This window comes from Veillonella tobetsuensis (assembly GCF_001078375.1).
Lineage (GTDB): Bacteria > Bacillota > Negativicutes > Veillonellales > Veillonellaceae > Veillonella > Veillonella tobetsuensis.
In genome coordinates, this window is record NZ_BBXI01000002.1 from 139,400 (window position 1) to 154,620 (window position 15,221).

The following is a 15,221-nucleotide window of genomic DNA, read 5'->3' on the forward strand; positions in this document are numbered from 1 at the left end:
AGTACAAAACATCATATATGTTCCGTAATGAACATATATGATGTTTTATATATTGTATTAAAACCATAGGTTGATACAATTAAAGGGAACAAAGTGTTCGCTATCGTAATTATTGTACTGTAAGTATAGTCATAATTCAATTCATATTGATAGTGAAAGTTTTATAAGGGAGATTGCTGTATGGTACATCGAATACATGATATATTATCTGGTTTATATATGACGATTTTAGCGGGGCTATTTTTACTGCTTGATGGGATTCCGCATTTGATAGAGGAGTTTGGTGGACAGAGTCCGTTTCAAAATATATTCCCTTTTGAGCCTTCTTGGGTTACCGTTATTATTTGTGGTTTTCCTCTTGTGTATTTATCTATTCGAAGGATCGTATATAATAAGGGAATTAGTAAAATCTCATCAGCTCTGTTGATTTCCATGGCTATGTTTGCAGCCGTTGCCATCGGAGATATATTTGCGGCTGGTGAGGTAGCGTTTATTATGGCTTTAGGCGCTCTCCTTGAAGAGTCAACTACCGAGCGAGCAAAAAAGGGGTTAAAAAAGTTAATTTCTTTAGCACCTGTTAAGGGTCGTAAAATACAAGATAACAAAGAAATAATGATTTCCGTAGAGTCTATACAAAGTGGTGATTACTTGCGAATCCTTCCGGGCGAAACAATACCTGTAGATGGGCGAATCATTAACGGTGAAACAACGGTAGATCAATCCATTATGACAGGTGAGTCTATACCTGTTGATAAAACAATTGATGATGATGTATTTGGTGGAACTATTAACTGTTTTGGTGCCATAGATATTATAGCTACTAAAGTGGGCGAAGATAGTTCTATTAAAAAAATGATTCAGCTTATTAGAAATGCGGAACAGAAACAGGCTCCGATTCAGCGTATAGCTGATACTGTTGCTAGTCGATTGGTTCCTATTGCATTGATGATTGCATGTATAGGCTATCTAGTAACTGGAAATATCATCGTCGGTGTTACTGTGTTGGTAGTATTTTGTCCTTGTGCATTGGTGCTTGCTACACCTACTGCGGTTATGGCCGCTATTGGTCAAGCTACTAAACATGGCGTTATTATTAAATCTGGTGAAATTCTTGAAACTATGGGAAAAGTGGATACCATGGCATTTGATAAAACCGGCACATTAACACGTGGTCAGTTATCGGTTCAATCTATTTTGGTCGTTGATACAGATTATAGTGAGGTCGATATTCTTCAATTAGCTGCATCTGCGGAGGCTAAGAGCGAGCATCCTATTGGCAAGGCTATCGTTTCTCATGCCATACATCAAGATTTAGAAATACTTGCTACTACTTCGTTTACAATGTCCGTAGGAAGAGGCATTATTGCCGTAATAAACGGTGTTACATTATATTGTGGTCATGAACGTTTTCTTGAGGAACATAATATTATTGTTGATGAAAGGGTTCAACAAAACGTTAATACATATCGAAGTGAAGGAAAGGTATCTATCATTATTGCCGATAAAGATCATATTATAGGTATTATTGCTTTATCTGATACTATGCGACGAGATACGGCAGATATGTTGTCTGCAGTCTCTAGCCTAGCTATGAAAACAGTACTTCTTACGGGGGATAGTAAAGAAACAGCTACATATATTGGCAAAAAAGCAGGTATTTCTGAAATACATGCGGAGCTTTTACCTGGCGAAAAAGTGAGTATTATTGAAGAGTTGCAAGGAAAACACCACAAGGTTTGTATGGTTGGTGATGGAATTAATGATGCACCAGCTATGAAGACTGCTGATGTGAGTATTGCAATGGGGAGTATCGGTAGTGATATTGCCATAGAAACAGCTGATATTGCATTGATGAGTGAAGATCTTAACAAAATTCCATATATTAAGCGACTATCAGATGCTACGATTAGAACTATTAAATTTAGTATTGCTTTATCAATGGCCATTAACTGTATCGCTATTATTCTCTCATTACTTGAGGTTTTGACACCTACTACTGGTGCGTTAGTTCATAATGTGGGGTCCTGTTTGGTTGTCCTCATTGCAGCCCGTTTGTATGATAGAAAGTTTATTTAAACACAATAAGAGCCGTCCCCGGTTGTGTGGGGGCGGCTCTATTGTTTAGGGCTATCATAGATCAAGTCTTGGTATATATATGTATATATATCAAGGGAGGTAGTTATCCTCAAACTTGATTATGATTAATTTGAGTTTTGATGGGACTCCACCAATGGCGTCTATAGGCCTTGATGCCTTCCACAACAGTTCTAGTTGCTTGTGCTGCTACAGCTTTTGTGGCAGCTGGTATACCCTCTAGGCGATAGGTAATTCCTAACTCCTTATATTTAGCAGTACCCATAACGTGATATGGTAAGCAATCAACGGCTTGTAAGTTTTTCAGTGATCCTAGGAAAAAGCCTAGACGATAGTGATGATCTGTATTATCTGTAATCGTTGGGACTACTACGTGACGAACCCAAATCGGAACTTCCACGTCTGCCGTTAATCGAGCAAACCCGAGAATGGGCTCTAACGGTTTGCCTGTTAGCCACAGATGTTTGGCAGGATCGATTTCTTTAATGTCTAGGATGACGAGACTAGTAACGCTCAGTAACTTACGGTATGCCACCTCTTGGTGGGGATCAAAACAAATTCCACTTGTATCTAAACAGGTATGGACGTTTCTTTCACGGAAATATGTGAAAAGCTCAGTTACAAAATCGATTTGCATCAGAGCTTCCCCACCTGTGACGGTGATACCACCATTAGTATAAAATTGGCGGTTACGTTCGTACTGGTCCCACAATTCTTCAACAGTCATGAGCTTAGCTTCGACGCTAGTTTCATTCCACGTATCAGGATTGTGGCAATAAGCACAACGCATGGGGCATCCTTGTAGAAATACCACCATGCGCATGCCTGGACCATCAACCGTACCCATCGTTTCAACCGAATGAATACGTCCAGTCATAGAAAACCTCGATTAGATTTGTTGATGGAATGTACGAGAAATAACTTCGTCCTGTTGTTGTTTTGTCAATTTGCTGAAATGTACTGCATAACCAGATACACGAACAGTCAATTGAGGGTACAATTCAGGATGTTTTTGAGCGTCTAACAATGTTTCGCGAGTGAACACGTTAACGTTCAAATGGTGACCACCTTTTTGGGAGTAGCCATCCAATAATTCTACCAAGTTATCAACTTGTTGTTGGTTGCTCATGGGTATTCCTCCTTTCAACCAAAATACGAGTATTGATGCCGGTGAAAGCATACAATACGATGGAAGATTATTTTTCTTCCTCTATAGTAACATTTGGTTCGCTGCATGCGAAGTTTGTATTGCAGTTAGGCAATTGAGAAGGGTCTAACTCAATATCAAAATCGCCTACGGCTACAAATGTTTCACCAGATTTACCTAATGCGTCTGGAACGATGGAGAAGGTATTGGAAATACCGTCAGAGCAATCGCGCCATGGCATTTTTGCAACGGAAGACAACGAAGCTACAGCACCGTGAGAATCACGACCATGCATAGGGTTTGCGCCAGGAGCGAAAGCTTCACCAGCTTTACGGCCATCTGGAGTAGAACCTGTTGCAGTACCGTATACTACGTTAGAAGTAATTGTTAACAAGCTCATAGTAGGAACGGATTGACGGTATGTAGGATGTTTACGCACTTTGTTCATGAATGTGGAAACAACCATAGAAGCCAAGCTATCTACACGATCGTCATCGTTACCATATTTAGGGAATTCACCTTCGATTTCGAAATCAACAGCGATGCCGTTTTCGTCGCGAATAGGTTTTACCTTAGCGTATTTAATGGCAGACAAGGAGTCAGCTACTACGGATAAACCAGCGATACCAGTTGCAAACCAACGAGTTACCTTGCGGTCATGTAATGCCATTTCTAATTTTTCATACGCGTATTTGTCGTGCATGTAGTGAATGATGTTCAATGCGTTTACATATACGCCAGCCAACCATTCCATCATGTCGTCAAATCGTTCCCATACTTCGTCGAATTCTAAGTACTCAGACGTGATAGGGCGGTATTTAGGACCAATTTGTTTCTTAAGTTTTTCGTCAACGCCGCCATTGATTGCGTAAAGCAAGCATTTGGCTAGGTTAGAACGAGCGCCGAAGAATTGCATTTCCTTACCAATACGCATTGGGGATACGCAACATGCGATAGCATAGTCATCGCCAGAGTTAGGACGCATCAATTCGTCATTTTCGTATTGGATGGAAGATGTTTCGATGGATAATTTCGCACAGAAACGACGGAAGCCGATAGGCATGCGAGGAGACCACAATACAGTGAGGTTTGGTTCTGGAGCAGGACCAAGGTTAGTCAATGTATGTAAGTAACGGAAGGACATTTTGGAAACCAATGTACGACCGTCAGTACCCATACCACCGATAGATTCAGTAGTCCATACAGGATCGCCTGTGAACAAGTTGTTGTATTCGTGGATACGTGCGAAGCGAACCATGCGCAATTTCATGATGAAATGATCTACGAACTCTTGGATTTGTTCCTCTGTGTATGTACCGTTGCGAAGGTCACGTTCAGCATAGATGTCTAGGAATGTAGAGTTACGGCCGATGGACATAGCAGCACCGTTTTGCTCTTTAATAGCGCCAAGGTAGCCGAAGTAAATCCATTGCATAGCTTCGCGAACGTCTTTTGCTGGCTCGGAGATATCGTAACCATAGGACGCAGCCATTTCTTTTAATTCCTTCAAGGAACGGATTTGATCTTTAATTTCTTCGCGGTCGCGGATTACGTCTTCAAGCATATCACCCATAGTGATGTTGAATTCTTGGTTTTTCTCTTCGATTAGATAGTCGATACCATATAATGCGATACGACGGTAGTCACCGATGATACGACCACGGCTATACGCATCTGGCAAACCAGTTACGATATGTGCGGTACGAGCGGCACGCATTTCTGGTGTATATACATCGAATACGCCATCGTTGTGAGTTTTACGATGCTTTTTGAAGAAGTCCTCTGTTTGAGGGTCCATTTTAAAGCCATATTCTTCGATAGCGGATTTTGCTGTACGAAGGCCGCCATAAGGGAACATAGCGCGTTTGAGTGGTTTATCAGTTTGTAAACCAACGATTGTTTCAAGGTCTTTGTCGATATATCCTGGCGCATGCGCAGTGATGTGTGTAGCCACGGAAGTATCGGCATCAAGCATGCCACCTTTTTCGCGTTCTTCTTCGTATAGTTTCATTACCTTGTCCCACAATTTTGTAGTACGTTCTGTAGGACCAACTAGGAAGGAGTCGTCCCCTTCATAGGGAACATAGTTTCTTTGGATAAAGTCGCGTACGTCAATCGCTTTATCCCACACACCTGTGTTAAAATCTTTCCATGCAGTATGTTGCATTTTGCACCTCCATAAATGGATATAACTATAGATTTTGATACATCTAGTGTACAATGTTTATCTAAAACTCACAATATATAAATGATATGAATTTTCAATACATACTATGCAAATTTCGTAACTATAGATGTTATTTATATTGAGGGGTATATAAAATAGATGTGGAAAAACCAGTATCTATAGTGATAGATATGTAATTGTTAACCCTGTATAATAAAGTGTTGTGCTCGCTGATATTATTTTGAAATAATGAAAATATATTTCAGTAATATTGGGTTCGTCGATAAGATGATTTCAGGGGTGTAACATTTTATTCTCTAAGAGGGTATAATTGAACTATATTGAATGATAAAAAGGGGGCATAGTGTTATGTCGAATCAGGTGAAAGCCGTCTTAGGGGCGTTAGCGACCATAGCTGTTTGGGCAACCGCATTTCCATGTAGCAAAATAGCATTGCAACACGTGGATTCTTTAACTCTCTCTGTGGCTCGTGTTGTAGGTGGAGCTATGTTGATGCTTATAATCGGCGTTGCTAGAGGATTACATATTCCTACGAGCTGGCGCGAGTGGGGCTTATATATAGTACTTGGCATGACAGGGAATTTTGTATATCAAGTCGTATTTAATCAAGGGCTTATGACCATTCCTGCAGCTACATCGAGCATTATCATGGCACTAACGCCTATGACAACGGCACTGATGGCTTTGGTAGTATATAAAGATTATATGAGACCCATTGGATGGGTGTTTACGATTACCGCATTTCTAGGAGTGGCCATCATTATTCTTTGGAATGGATCTATTAATATACCAGTCGGGGCATTTTGGACCTTGCTGGGTATGGTGCTTTTTGCGATATATAACATCGTCAATCGCGGATTGAGTTTAAAAGGACATGATCCAATTACCGTAGCGACTTGGTCTATGTTTACCGGCGCTATTATGTCCCTGCCCTTTGTATCGCAATCCGTTGCCAATATTGCTGCTGCACCTGCAAGTACATGGGCAGCTATTATGTATTTGGCCTTCTTCTCCAGCGCATTGGGCTTTGTATTCTGGAGCTATGCATTAGAACATGCGGAACGTGTATCTGATGTGACGAATTTTATGTATCTCTCCCCAGTAGTAGCAGCCATAGGTGCTGCGATACTCGTAGGAGAAATACCAGATATGGGACTATATATTGGGGCGCCTATTATATTAGGTTCCTTGTATATGTTTAATAAATGTCGATAACAATTAAATATATAATCTCGGATATAGCGCGTTGCTAGAATTTAAATCCCCTGATAAGTGGAAAACTTATTAGGGGATTTTCTTATTGACAGTTTTTTTTAAGTGTAGTATTCTTAACCTACAGTTAAAACATACTTTCAAGATATGATTTAAAATAAAGTTAATTCCCTTGCATTTAATGGGAATAAATAAGGGGTGATAGTGTGATCTCTATACATAATTTAACCAAAGAGTTTAATTATAATAAGCAAAAGGTTACAGCTTTAGAGAATGTAACTTTCACAATTGAAAAAGGAGATATCTTTGGCATTATTGGTTTTAGTGGTGCTGGAAAATCAACATTATTACGGATGATTAATGCTCTTGAAATGCCTACAACAGGTTATGTCGAAATTGATGGCGTTAATATTAATAGCCTCAGCTTTAATGAGCTAAGAAAAATCCGTAAACGTATTGGCATGGTTTTTCAGCAGTTTAACCTGCTGAATGCTAAATCTGTATATGATAATGTAGCAATTCCTCTTGTTTTAAATGGTGTTCCCAAGAAAACGATAGATAAGAAGGTTAAGTCCCTCTTAGCGTTTGTTGACTTATCGGATAAGGCTAATGCCTACCCAGATGAGTTATCTGGTGGACAGAAACAGCGCGTCGGTATTGCTCGTGCACTTGCAACAGATCCATCTATTCTATTATGTGATGAAGCGACAAGTGCACTTGATCCAGATACAACTGAATCTATACTTCAGCTCTTAGAACGGGTGAATCGCGAATTAGGTATAACGATTGTCATCGTTACACATGAAATCGATGTAATTCAAAAAATCTGTAACCGTGTAGCCGTTATGGAAAAAGGTCATCTTATAGAAGAAGGCTCTGTATTGCAAGTGTTTAGCAAACCTAAGCATAATACAACAAAACGATTTGTAAGAACCGTGATTCCAGATGAAATTCCTACAACAGTAAAACATACATTGGCTTGTGAAAAGCGAGAGTATACGATTTTGAAGATGCATTTTCTCGGTAGTAATACAACGGATAATGTGCTTCATCATATTAATAAGACCTATGATCTAGAGACTAGTGTGCTATTTGCTACCGTAACTGAGTTAGAACATACGGTATTGGGCGTGTTCATAGTTCAATTCATAGGTAATGACCTGGAAGTGGGTAAGGTGAAAGAATACCTTTTGTCACAAGCTGTTGATTGGGAGGAGGTAGAAATATAATGGACTTCTTTTCACAGGAATTAGGTGTTTCTGGGGCACAGTTATTGCTATCAGCAGAACAGACCTTGTTTATGGTGTTTGTCTCACTATTTCTCGGCACAATACTGGGCCTCATTATGGCTGTTACATTAGTCGTAACAAGCCCAAATGGAATTATTAGAAATAATATTATTTACACTATCACAAATACAATTGTTAATACGGTACGGTCAGTACCATTTATTATCTTGATGGTATTTATATTGCCCTTAACAAAAATGATTGTCGGTACACGCGTGGGTACTACTGCGGCTATAGTTCCACTAGTTATCTTTATTGCACCATACCTTGCACGCCTTTTTGAAAATTCTATTTTAGAGGTTAGTAAAGGCATTATCGAAGCCGCGCAATCAATGGGGGCTTCTCATTTTGAGGTTATTTGGCATTTTATATTACCTGAAGCCAAAGGTTCTTTAATTTTGTCTGTTACGACAGGGACTATAGGACTCATCGGTGCTACGGCTATGGCTGGTGCTATTGGTGCAGGTGGTGTTGGCGATTTGGCACTTACCTATGGGTATGAGCGGTTAAACTTCCCACTTATGCTGTTTACTGTTGTTATTCTTATCGTTTTTGTACAAATTATTCAGACCATTGGTAACTATTTTGCGCGACGAGCTCGTCGTTCTTAATTTGTAAAACAATTTTAAATATATTGATTGTGAAAGTATAGGAGGATATACCATGAAATTTAAGAAACTTCTTGCCCTTGGTGCGGCATTAGTATTTAGCGTAGCTTTCATCGCAGGCTGTGGTTCCAATAACAGTGATAATGGAGCAAAGAAAGAATTAACCTATAGTAAGTCGCAAGGACCTTACTCTGAATTATTCGAAAAAGGTGTTAAACCAATTTTGGAGAAACAAGGCTATACCTTCAAAGGTGTAGATATGTCTGACTTGGTACAAGCAGACCAAGTGTTGAGTGATGGTGAAGTAGATTTCAATGTTGAACAACATACAGCATATATGAAAAACTTCAACGAAAAACAAAATGGCCATCTTGTAGCCTTAACTCCAATTCCAACAGTGCCAGCAGGAATTTTTAGCGGTTCTAAAACATCTTTAGATCAAGTGGCAGATGGGGACACAATTGCAGTACCTAATGATGCATCCAACATGGCTCGTGCTTATGCGTTATTGCAAAAAATCGGTTGGATTAAACTTGATCCAAATAAAGATTTAGCGACAGTAACACAAGCAGATATTATTGAAAATCCTAAACATCTTAAATTTACAGAAATGAAATCCCTTACAATTCCTTCTGTGCGTACTGATTTCGATTATATTGTTATTACTGGTGCTATCATTTATAATGCAAAAATTAATCCTAAAACGGCTCTTGCAAACGAAGATGTATTGCCACAATGGTTATTGCAAGTTGTAGTTAATGAAAAAAATAAAGATGCACAATGGGCGAAAGACCTTGTGGCAGCATACCACTCTCAAGAATTCAAAGACTATATGGAAAAAAATAATAACGGCCTATGGTTCGTACCAAAAGGTGAATAATCAATAGAGATACATATTAAATATGTGTGTAAATAATAGAACCACTGATAAGTTGTAGCTTATGAGTGGTTCTTTTTTCCTATAATTCTATTGTATGGTAATACAAAAAATAAACCAACTAACAGTCAATAACGTCCAATCAAGCGGACAAATGAGTGTTAATCAGTTTATGATTAACAATAGTATACTAAACGAAAAAGATTTAGACAAGCTTCGAAAACAATATAATTATCAGTACTATCAAGCTGCTTGTCATGGCTCGTCTTCCTGCCACATAGTTTTCGTATAGTTCTTTATAGTGACCACCGCGCTCTATAAGTTCTTGGTGTGTCCCTTGTTCCACAATGGTGCCATTTTCAACTACTAGTAGGAAGTCTGCATTTTTGATTGTAGACAAGCGATGGGCAATAACGATACTTGTACGTCCTTTGAGGAGTGTGTTCATCGCTTTTTGAACCTCTACTTCGGTACGTGTGTCGACGTTAGCCGTTGCCTCGTCTAGGATGAGAATACTAGGGTCTGCCAAGAAGGCGCGAGCGATGGTAATCAATTGGCGTTGACCTTGAGATAGGTCATCACCACCTTGTTTGAGCACTGTATCATAACCATTTGGCAAGGTACGGATAAAGTAATCTGCCATGGCCAGCTTTGCTACATATTCGATTTCCTGACGAGTAGCATTTGGCTTACCGTAGCCGATGTTATCAGCAATAGTGCCTGTGAAAATCCATGCATCTTGCAATACCATGCCTACCGTATTATGTAAGCTTTCACGAGATACATCACGAATGTCGACTCCATCAATGGTGATGCGGCCATTCATAATATCATAGAAGCGCATGATGAGGTTTACCAGTGTGGATTTACCAGCACCTGTAGGGCCTACGATGGCCACCATGGAACCGCCAGGAATATGGATATTGATATCTTTCATAAACACATTGGACGGCGTATAGCCAAAATCAACATGTTCAAAGTCGATAGTGCCTGTATGCGTTATAGGATTCGAGGTATTACCCATTATAGAGGAATCAGAGCCAATCGTATCTGTGTTAATAGGGGATTTACTATTAGATAACACAAGTTTTCCATTATCGATTTCAGATGGTGTATCTATGACCTCATAAATACGGCCTAAAGCGGCGGCAGTTTCTTGAAATTTTGTCATAATGTAGGAACTACGAGAGAGTGGATCCGATACTTGACCTACATAGAGGAAGAAGGCCTGGATATCACCGATAGAAATAGCACCACGCAACACCATGAGGCCCCCTTGAATAGCGACGAGGCAATAGGTGAATTGATTTAGAAATTTAACAAGAGGTTCTACGAGCTGACTGGTAAAAGCAGCGCTTCGCATACTTTTAAATAGATTTTCGTTCAGCACCTGTACTTGATTCGTTGTAGTATCTTCCAGGCCAAAGGTTTGAATGATTGGCTTTCCTACAACGATTTCTTCAATGCCACTATTGAAAGCGCCTAAGGCATTCTGATTTCTAAGGTACACGCGGCGCGCTCGTTTAGATAGCCACGTTAAACATACGATGCCGACTAGTATAATACCGATAATGGAGGCCCCTAATATGGGGCTAATCCAAAGCATCATAGCAGTAGCACCAATAATGCCGATAATGGCGGATACGAGGCCTGGTACACCTTCACCGATTGTTTCTGCTACAGCATCTAAATCAGACGTAAGGCGGCTTAGTAAATCGCCCCGCTGGTGATCGTGAAAGTACTCGATCGGCAATGAGTATAAATGAGTACTCATGCGTGTACGTAAAGAGAGTACTGTTTTTGAACCGATAGAAGCCATCATGTATTCCCCAAAGTAGGTGAATAAAGCATGCCCACTATAGATGGCAATGAGCCAGAGGATGATTGTATCAATAGAGGCAAAGATAGTATTGATATCTTGATTTGTTTGTAATCCACTAACAATAGCATCTACCACTTTACCAAGTAACACTGGAGCGGAGACCTCAAATATAGCCGCAGTAATAAGTGCTAAGATGAGGAGAGCGAGCCAGCTCCATTGGCTTTTAGATTCGACTAGGAAACGACGTAATGGGCTCATGCTGTCACCTCCTGAGATGCTAAAATTTGTTGATATACAGTTGAGGTAGTTGCTAGCTCATTATGTGTGCCATATCCTGCAATTTGACCTCTGTTGATGATTAGAATATGGTCTGCTTTTTTTGCAGCACTTACCTTTTGCTCCACAGAAATGAGGGCTGGCCGATTGTCCTTTTGTAATTCCTCATGTAGTGCTGTACGAACAGCACGCTCGGTAGTGCCGTCTAGGGCGGAAAAGCTATCGTCGAATATGAATAAATCAGGTTTACGCACTAAGGCTCTAGCCATAGCAAGGCGTTGCCGTTGACCACCTGATAGATTGGTACCACCTTGGGAAACCATATACTGGTAACCACCGTCGAGACGATTGATAAACTCATCTGCCTTAGACAAGTGGCATGCATTTTCTACATCTTCTACTGACAGTACTTGGTTTGATGCGGCTCCATATCGAACGTTCATATCGATAGTTCCGGTAAACAAATAAGCCTTTTGTGGTACATAGCCAATATGAGCTCGCAAGTCATCTACATTCCACTTATAGATGGATTTACCTTTAAAGAGAATATCTCCAGATTCAATAGCGAAGAGGCGAGGGATAAGATTAGTGATTGTACTTTTACCAGATCCAATATCACCCATGATCGCTAACGTCTCGCCATGATGTACCTTAAAGGAGATATTTTCCAGCGCAGGGGACTCAGCATTATCGTAACGGAAGGTAACGTTGCGGAATTCCAAAAGTGGTGTAGTATCGTTTGCCGTTGCCGTTGCCGTTGCCGTTGCCGTTGCGATTGCGGTTGTCATTGCCGTAGCCGTAGAGTTTTGGTAGCTTCCTTGATTAGTAGAATACTTAGTAGATTGAGAAATTGAATTTGTCATACTACTAACATATGGTTCAGGGAATGTATCGGTATTTTCGTGTTCTAATAACTCACGAATACGAGCGTAACACACGATAGCTTCCGGGATGTCGATAATTACGAATATGGCCATGAGCATGCTCAATAGGATGAGGTTTGCATATTCGATAACGGCCATGATATCACCAACTTGTAGGGAGCCCATACTGACATTGTAGCCGCCGAACCAGAGAATAGCTACGGTACTCATATTAAATAGAATGAGTATCGTCGGTAAACCGATGGCAAAGGTTTGGTGCAGTTTTTTGTTCAGTTGTGCGGATTCTGTAAAAATAACAAATTCCTTGTCGTTTTCGTAGGTTCTCCTGTTGAAAGCTCTGATAACAGGCATACCTACGATATGATCTCGGACCAGATCAGTAATATCATCTAGCTTTAATTGTATAGCTTTGATAATTGGCAAGGCGCGACTTTCAATAAAGATAATGGTAAGTATCATGCAAGCCATAACAGCAAGGATGACGAGACCTAGTTGCCAGCTCTTATAGAAGGTAAGTCCTAGACCGACGCAAATCATGAGTGGCATAGGGAGGATCATATTTAAACCTTCCCCGAGAAAAGATTGAATTTTTTCTACGTCCCTGCTTGTGCGCATCAATATGGTGCCGGTACCAAAGTGCGTAAAGTCGCGGAGTGAAAAGTATTGTAGTGCTTTCACTAGATCGTCACGCAATACCTTGCCTACAGATGCTGAAATATGAGCACTCATAGCAACGCCTAGAATAGCGGATAGGACGGTTAGTAATGCTACAATAAGCATGTTCATGCTAGAGTTGGTAATCATCTCTAGGTCGCCTTTAAGGACACCATCATTGATGATGGTTGCCGTTAATGTTGGTATATATAATGTGCCTGCTACAGTGAGTAACGAAAGGACCGATACGATGATGATAGGAAACCATAAAGGTTTTATATAGTGTATGAATGGTTTCATTTAAATCCTTTCAGTAAAATTAGCTGAATTAACAATTTTAGATATATATTATATTGCATAAAATTAAAATTATCTAGTAGGATGAAATTTATTACTAAAAGTTTATTAGCAATTAATAAGTATTATGATTAAGTTTATATCATCTTATTAAAATTTTTGATATACTAAATAGGCATTTTATTTGCAATTTTTGTTTTGAAGTAGTAAGGAGAGTTTCTAATGAAGTTGAATTGGAAATTATTCGCACCGCTTGTAGTAGCTATTATTGTATGGCTCATCGGTGCTCCTGAAGGTCTTAGCGCAAATTCTTGGATTTATGTAAGTATTTTCGCTGGCCTCGTGGTAGGGTTGATTTTAGAACCAATCCCACCAGCTTTTATCGGTATCATTGCAGTTACTGTATCTATGTTGTTTAAGGTTGGTCCTGCCCCTGTGGTAGATAAAGCAACCGGTGTCGCTAAGGCGATTACTGATGCGCAAGCTATCAGCTGGGGCCTTAGTGGTTTCTCTAATGCCATCGTATGGTTGATCTTTGCCGCTTTCATGATTGGTATTGGTTATGAAAACTCTGGCCTTGGCCGCCGTATTGCCTTGTTCCTCGTAGCAAAGCTTGGTAAGTCTTCCTTAGGTCTTGGTTATGCCATTGCTATTACGGACCTTGTGTTGGCTCCATTTATTCCAAGTAATGCGGCTCGTTCTGGTGGTACGATTTATCCAATCGTATCTAGTATTTGTCCAATGTTTGACTCCTATCCAGATAAGAATCCTCGTAAAATTGGTTCCTATTTGAACTGGGTAGCGTTGGCAACTACATGTGTGTCTAGCTCTATCTTCTTGACTGGTGCAGCGCCAAACCCATTGGCTCTAGAATTGTCTGCTAAAGCTGGTATCGTAGCGGCGAACTGGGGGACATGGTTCCTCGCATTCTTGCCAGTAGGCCTTATCTTGTTCATCATCACTCCATTGTTGACATATGTATTCTGCAAACCAGAGGTAAAAGGTTCCCCTGAAATTGCAGAATGGGCAAAGGATGAGTATAAGAAACTAGGCTCCATGACACGCAGTGAAATCTTCATGGCCTTAATTTCTGTATTGGCTCTTGTGTTGTGGATTGGTGCCTCTACATTCAAAGTAAACCCTACAACAACAGCTTTGATTGTTATTATTTTGATGATTTTCACTAAGATTATGACATGGCAAGACTTCCTTGCTAACAAACCAGCATGGAATGTTTTGACTTGGTTTGCTACACTCGTACCTATGGCTTCTGGCCTTAAAAATGTAGGCTTCTTAGACTGGCTTGCTAAATCTGCTGGTGGTTCTTTGGTTTCTTTGGATCCTACAATGGCAGTTCTTGGTTTGTTATTAGCATTCTGCTTGCTTCGTTACTTCTTTGCTTCTGGTACTGCTTATGTAACAGCTATGGTAGGCTTGTTTGCTACTCTAATTCTTCAAATTCCTGGTGTTGATCCAGCTCAAGTTATGTTAATTCTGTTAGTACCAATGGGTATTATGGGGATCCTTACACCATATGGTACTGGTCACAGCCCAATTTGGTTTGCTAGTGGCTATAACAAAGGTCCTGAATTCTGGAAATTAGGCGCTATCTTTGGAATTATCTACCTCGCTATCTTTATCGTGGTGGGGATTCCATGGATTCAGTTCGTAATGCCACTTTTAGGATAAAGTGCTCCGCCGCATTGTATCTCCTTGCGCTCCATTCGCTGCAAGTCGCTTAGTAGATACAATGCGGCTTCTTTTTATCCTGAAATGGCAAAATTTGATTAAACTCGATAAATCTCGACAAATCTAAAAAAATAAATATAATAGTGATGTAATAGTAAAATTCTTATCTAGATTTCTGGTGGAG

11 protein-coding genes are annotated in these 15,221 nt (G+C 40.1%); 6 read left to right on the forward strand and 5 right to left on the reverse strand.

Annotated features, from left to right (window positions below):
• Positions 1–180: 180 nt before the first annotated feature.
• Positions 181–2,076: a heavy metal translocating P-type ATPase gene (locus VEI_RS00745; protein WP_059361263.1), complete on the forward strand. Its 1,896-nt coding sequence runs from the start codon at positions 181–183 to the stop codon at positions 2,074–2,076.
• 109 nt (positions 2,077–2,185) lie between these two features.
• On the opposite strand, the gene pflA is transcribed toward VEI_RS00745, so the two are convergent.
• From pflA to pflB, 3 genes are all read right to left on the reverse strand, one after another.
• Positions 2,186–2,971 carry a pyruvate formate-lyase-activating protein gene (gene pflA / locus VEI_RS00750; RefSeq protein ID WP_059361266.1) on the reverse strand — a complete coding sequence of 262 codons (786 nt, stop codon included), beginning with the start codon at positions 2,969–2,971 and terminating at the stop codon, positions 2,186–2,188.
• 12 nt (positions 2,972–2,983) lie between these two features.
• Positions 2,984–3,223: an autonomous glycyl radical cofactor GrcA3 gene (grcA3, locus tag VEI_RS00755; RefSeq protein ID WP_024066082.1), complete on the reverse strand. Its 240-nt coding sequence runs from the start codon at positions 3,221–3,223 to the stop codon at positions 2,984–2,986.
• 67 nt (positions 3,224–3,290) lie between these two features.
• On the reverse strand, positions 3,291–5,408 hold the full coding sequence (gene pflB / locus VEI_RS00760) for a formate C-acetyltransferase (protein ID WP_059361268.1): 2,118 nt from the start codon (positions 5,406–5,408) through the stop codon (positions 3,291–3,293).
• Positions 5,409–5,777: 369 nt separating this feature from the next.
• Between pflB and VEI_RS00765 the strand changes: the two genes are divergently transcribed.
• The 4 genes from VEI_RS00765 (at position 5,778) to VEI_RS00780 (ending at position 9,418) form a co-directional block, all read left to right on the forward strand.
• Complete coding sequence (locus VEI_RS00765; protein ID WP_059361270.1) at positions 5,778–6,644, forward strand: DMT family transporter; 867 nt, start codon at positions 5,778–5,780, stop codon at positions 6,642–6,644.
• A gap of 203 nt (positions 6,645–6,847) precedes the next feature.
• A complete protein-coding gene (locus VEI_RS00770) occupies positions 6,848–7,870 on the forward strand; it encodes a methionine ABC transporter ATP-binding protein (protein WP_059361272.1) in 1,023 nt (340 codons plus the stop codon).
• A complete protein-coding gene (locus tag VEI_RS00775; protein ID WP_059361274.1) occupies positions 7,870–8,541 on the forward strand; it encodes a methionine ABC transporter permease in 672 nt (223 codons plus the stop codon). The genes VEI_RS00770 and VEI_RS00775 overlap by 1 nt, the downstream gene beginning before the upstream one ends.
• Positions 8,542–8,593: 52 nt before the next feature.
• Positions 8,594–9,418, forward strand: coding sequence for a MetQ/NlpA family ABC transporter substrate-binding protein (locus tag VEI_RS00780; RefSeq protein ID WP_059361276.1), 825 nt, complete (start codon positions 8,594–8,596; stop codon positions 9,416–9,418).
• 202 nt (positions 9,419–9,620) lie between these two features.
• Here the strand turns inward: VEI_RS00780 and VEI_RS00785 are convergent, their stop codons facing one another.
• Complete coding sequence (locus tag VEI_RS00785) at positions 9,621–11,495, reverse strand: ABC transporter ATP-binding protein (protein WP_223209306.1); 1,875 nt, start codon at positions 11,493–11,495, stop codon at positions 9,621–9,623.
• The gene (locus VEI_RS00790) at positions 11,492–13,351 is read right to left on the reverse strand and encodes an ABC transporter ATP-binding protein (RefSeq protein ID WP_059361278.1); all 1,860 of its coding nucleotides are present in this window, start codon (positions 13,349–13,351) and stop codon (positions 11,492–11,494) included. The genes VEI_RS00785 and VEI_RS00790 overlap by 4 nt, the downstream gene beginning before the upstream one ends.
• Positions 13,352–13,570: 219 nt before the next feature.
• Between VEI_RS00790 and VEI_RS00795 the strand changes: the two genes are divergently transcribed.
• Entirely contained in the window at positions 13,571–15,037 is a 1,467-nt protein-coding gene (locus tag VEI_RS00795; protein ID WP_059361280.1) for a DASS family sodium-coupled anion symporter, read from the forward strand.
• Positions 15,038–15,221: the final 184 nt, after the last annotated feature.

Coding starts and splice junctions, on each gene's coding strand:
- pflA (WP_059361266.1), bottom strand. CDS start 2,971: ATGACTGGACGTATTCATTCGGTTGAAACGATGGGTACGGTTGATGGT.
- VEI_RS00780 (WP_059361276.1), top strand. CDS start 8,594: ATGAAATTTAAGAAACTTCTTGCCCTTGGTGCGGCATTAGTATTTAGC.
- pflB (WP_059361268.1), bottom strand. CDS start 5,408: ATGCAACATACTGCATGGAAAGATTTTAACACAGGTGTGTGGGATAAA.
- VEI_RS00775 (WP_059361274.1), top strand. CDS start 7,870: ATGGACTTCTTTTCACAGGAATTAGGTGTTTCTGGGGCACAGTTATTG.
- VEI_RS00745 (WP_059361263.1), top strand. CDS start 181: ATGGTACATCGAATACATGATATATTATCTGGTTTATATATGACGATT.
- VEI_RS00785 (WP_223209306.1), bottom strand. CDS start 11,495: ATGAGCCCATTACGTCGTTTCCTAGTCGAATCTAAAAGCCAATGGAGC.
- VEI_RS00790 (WP_059361278.1), bottom strand. CDS start 13,351: ATGAAACCATTCATACACTATATAAAACCTTTATGGTTTCCTATCATC.
- grcA3 (WP_024066082.1), bottom strand. CDS start 3,223: ATGAGCAACCAACAACAAGTTGATAACTTGGTAGAATTATTGGATGGC.
- VEI_RS00765 (WP_059361270.1), top strand. CDS start 5,778: ATGTCGAATCAGGTGAAAGCCGTCTTAGGGGCGTTAGCGACCATAGCT.
- VEI_RS00795 (WP_059361280.1), top strand. CDS start 13,571: ATGAAGTTGAATTGGAAATTATTCGCACCGCTTGTAGTAGCTATTATT.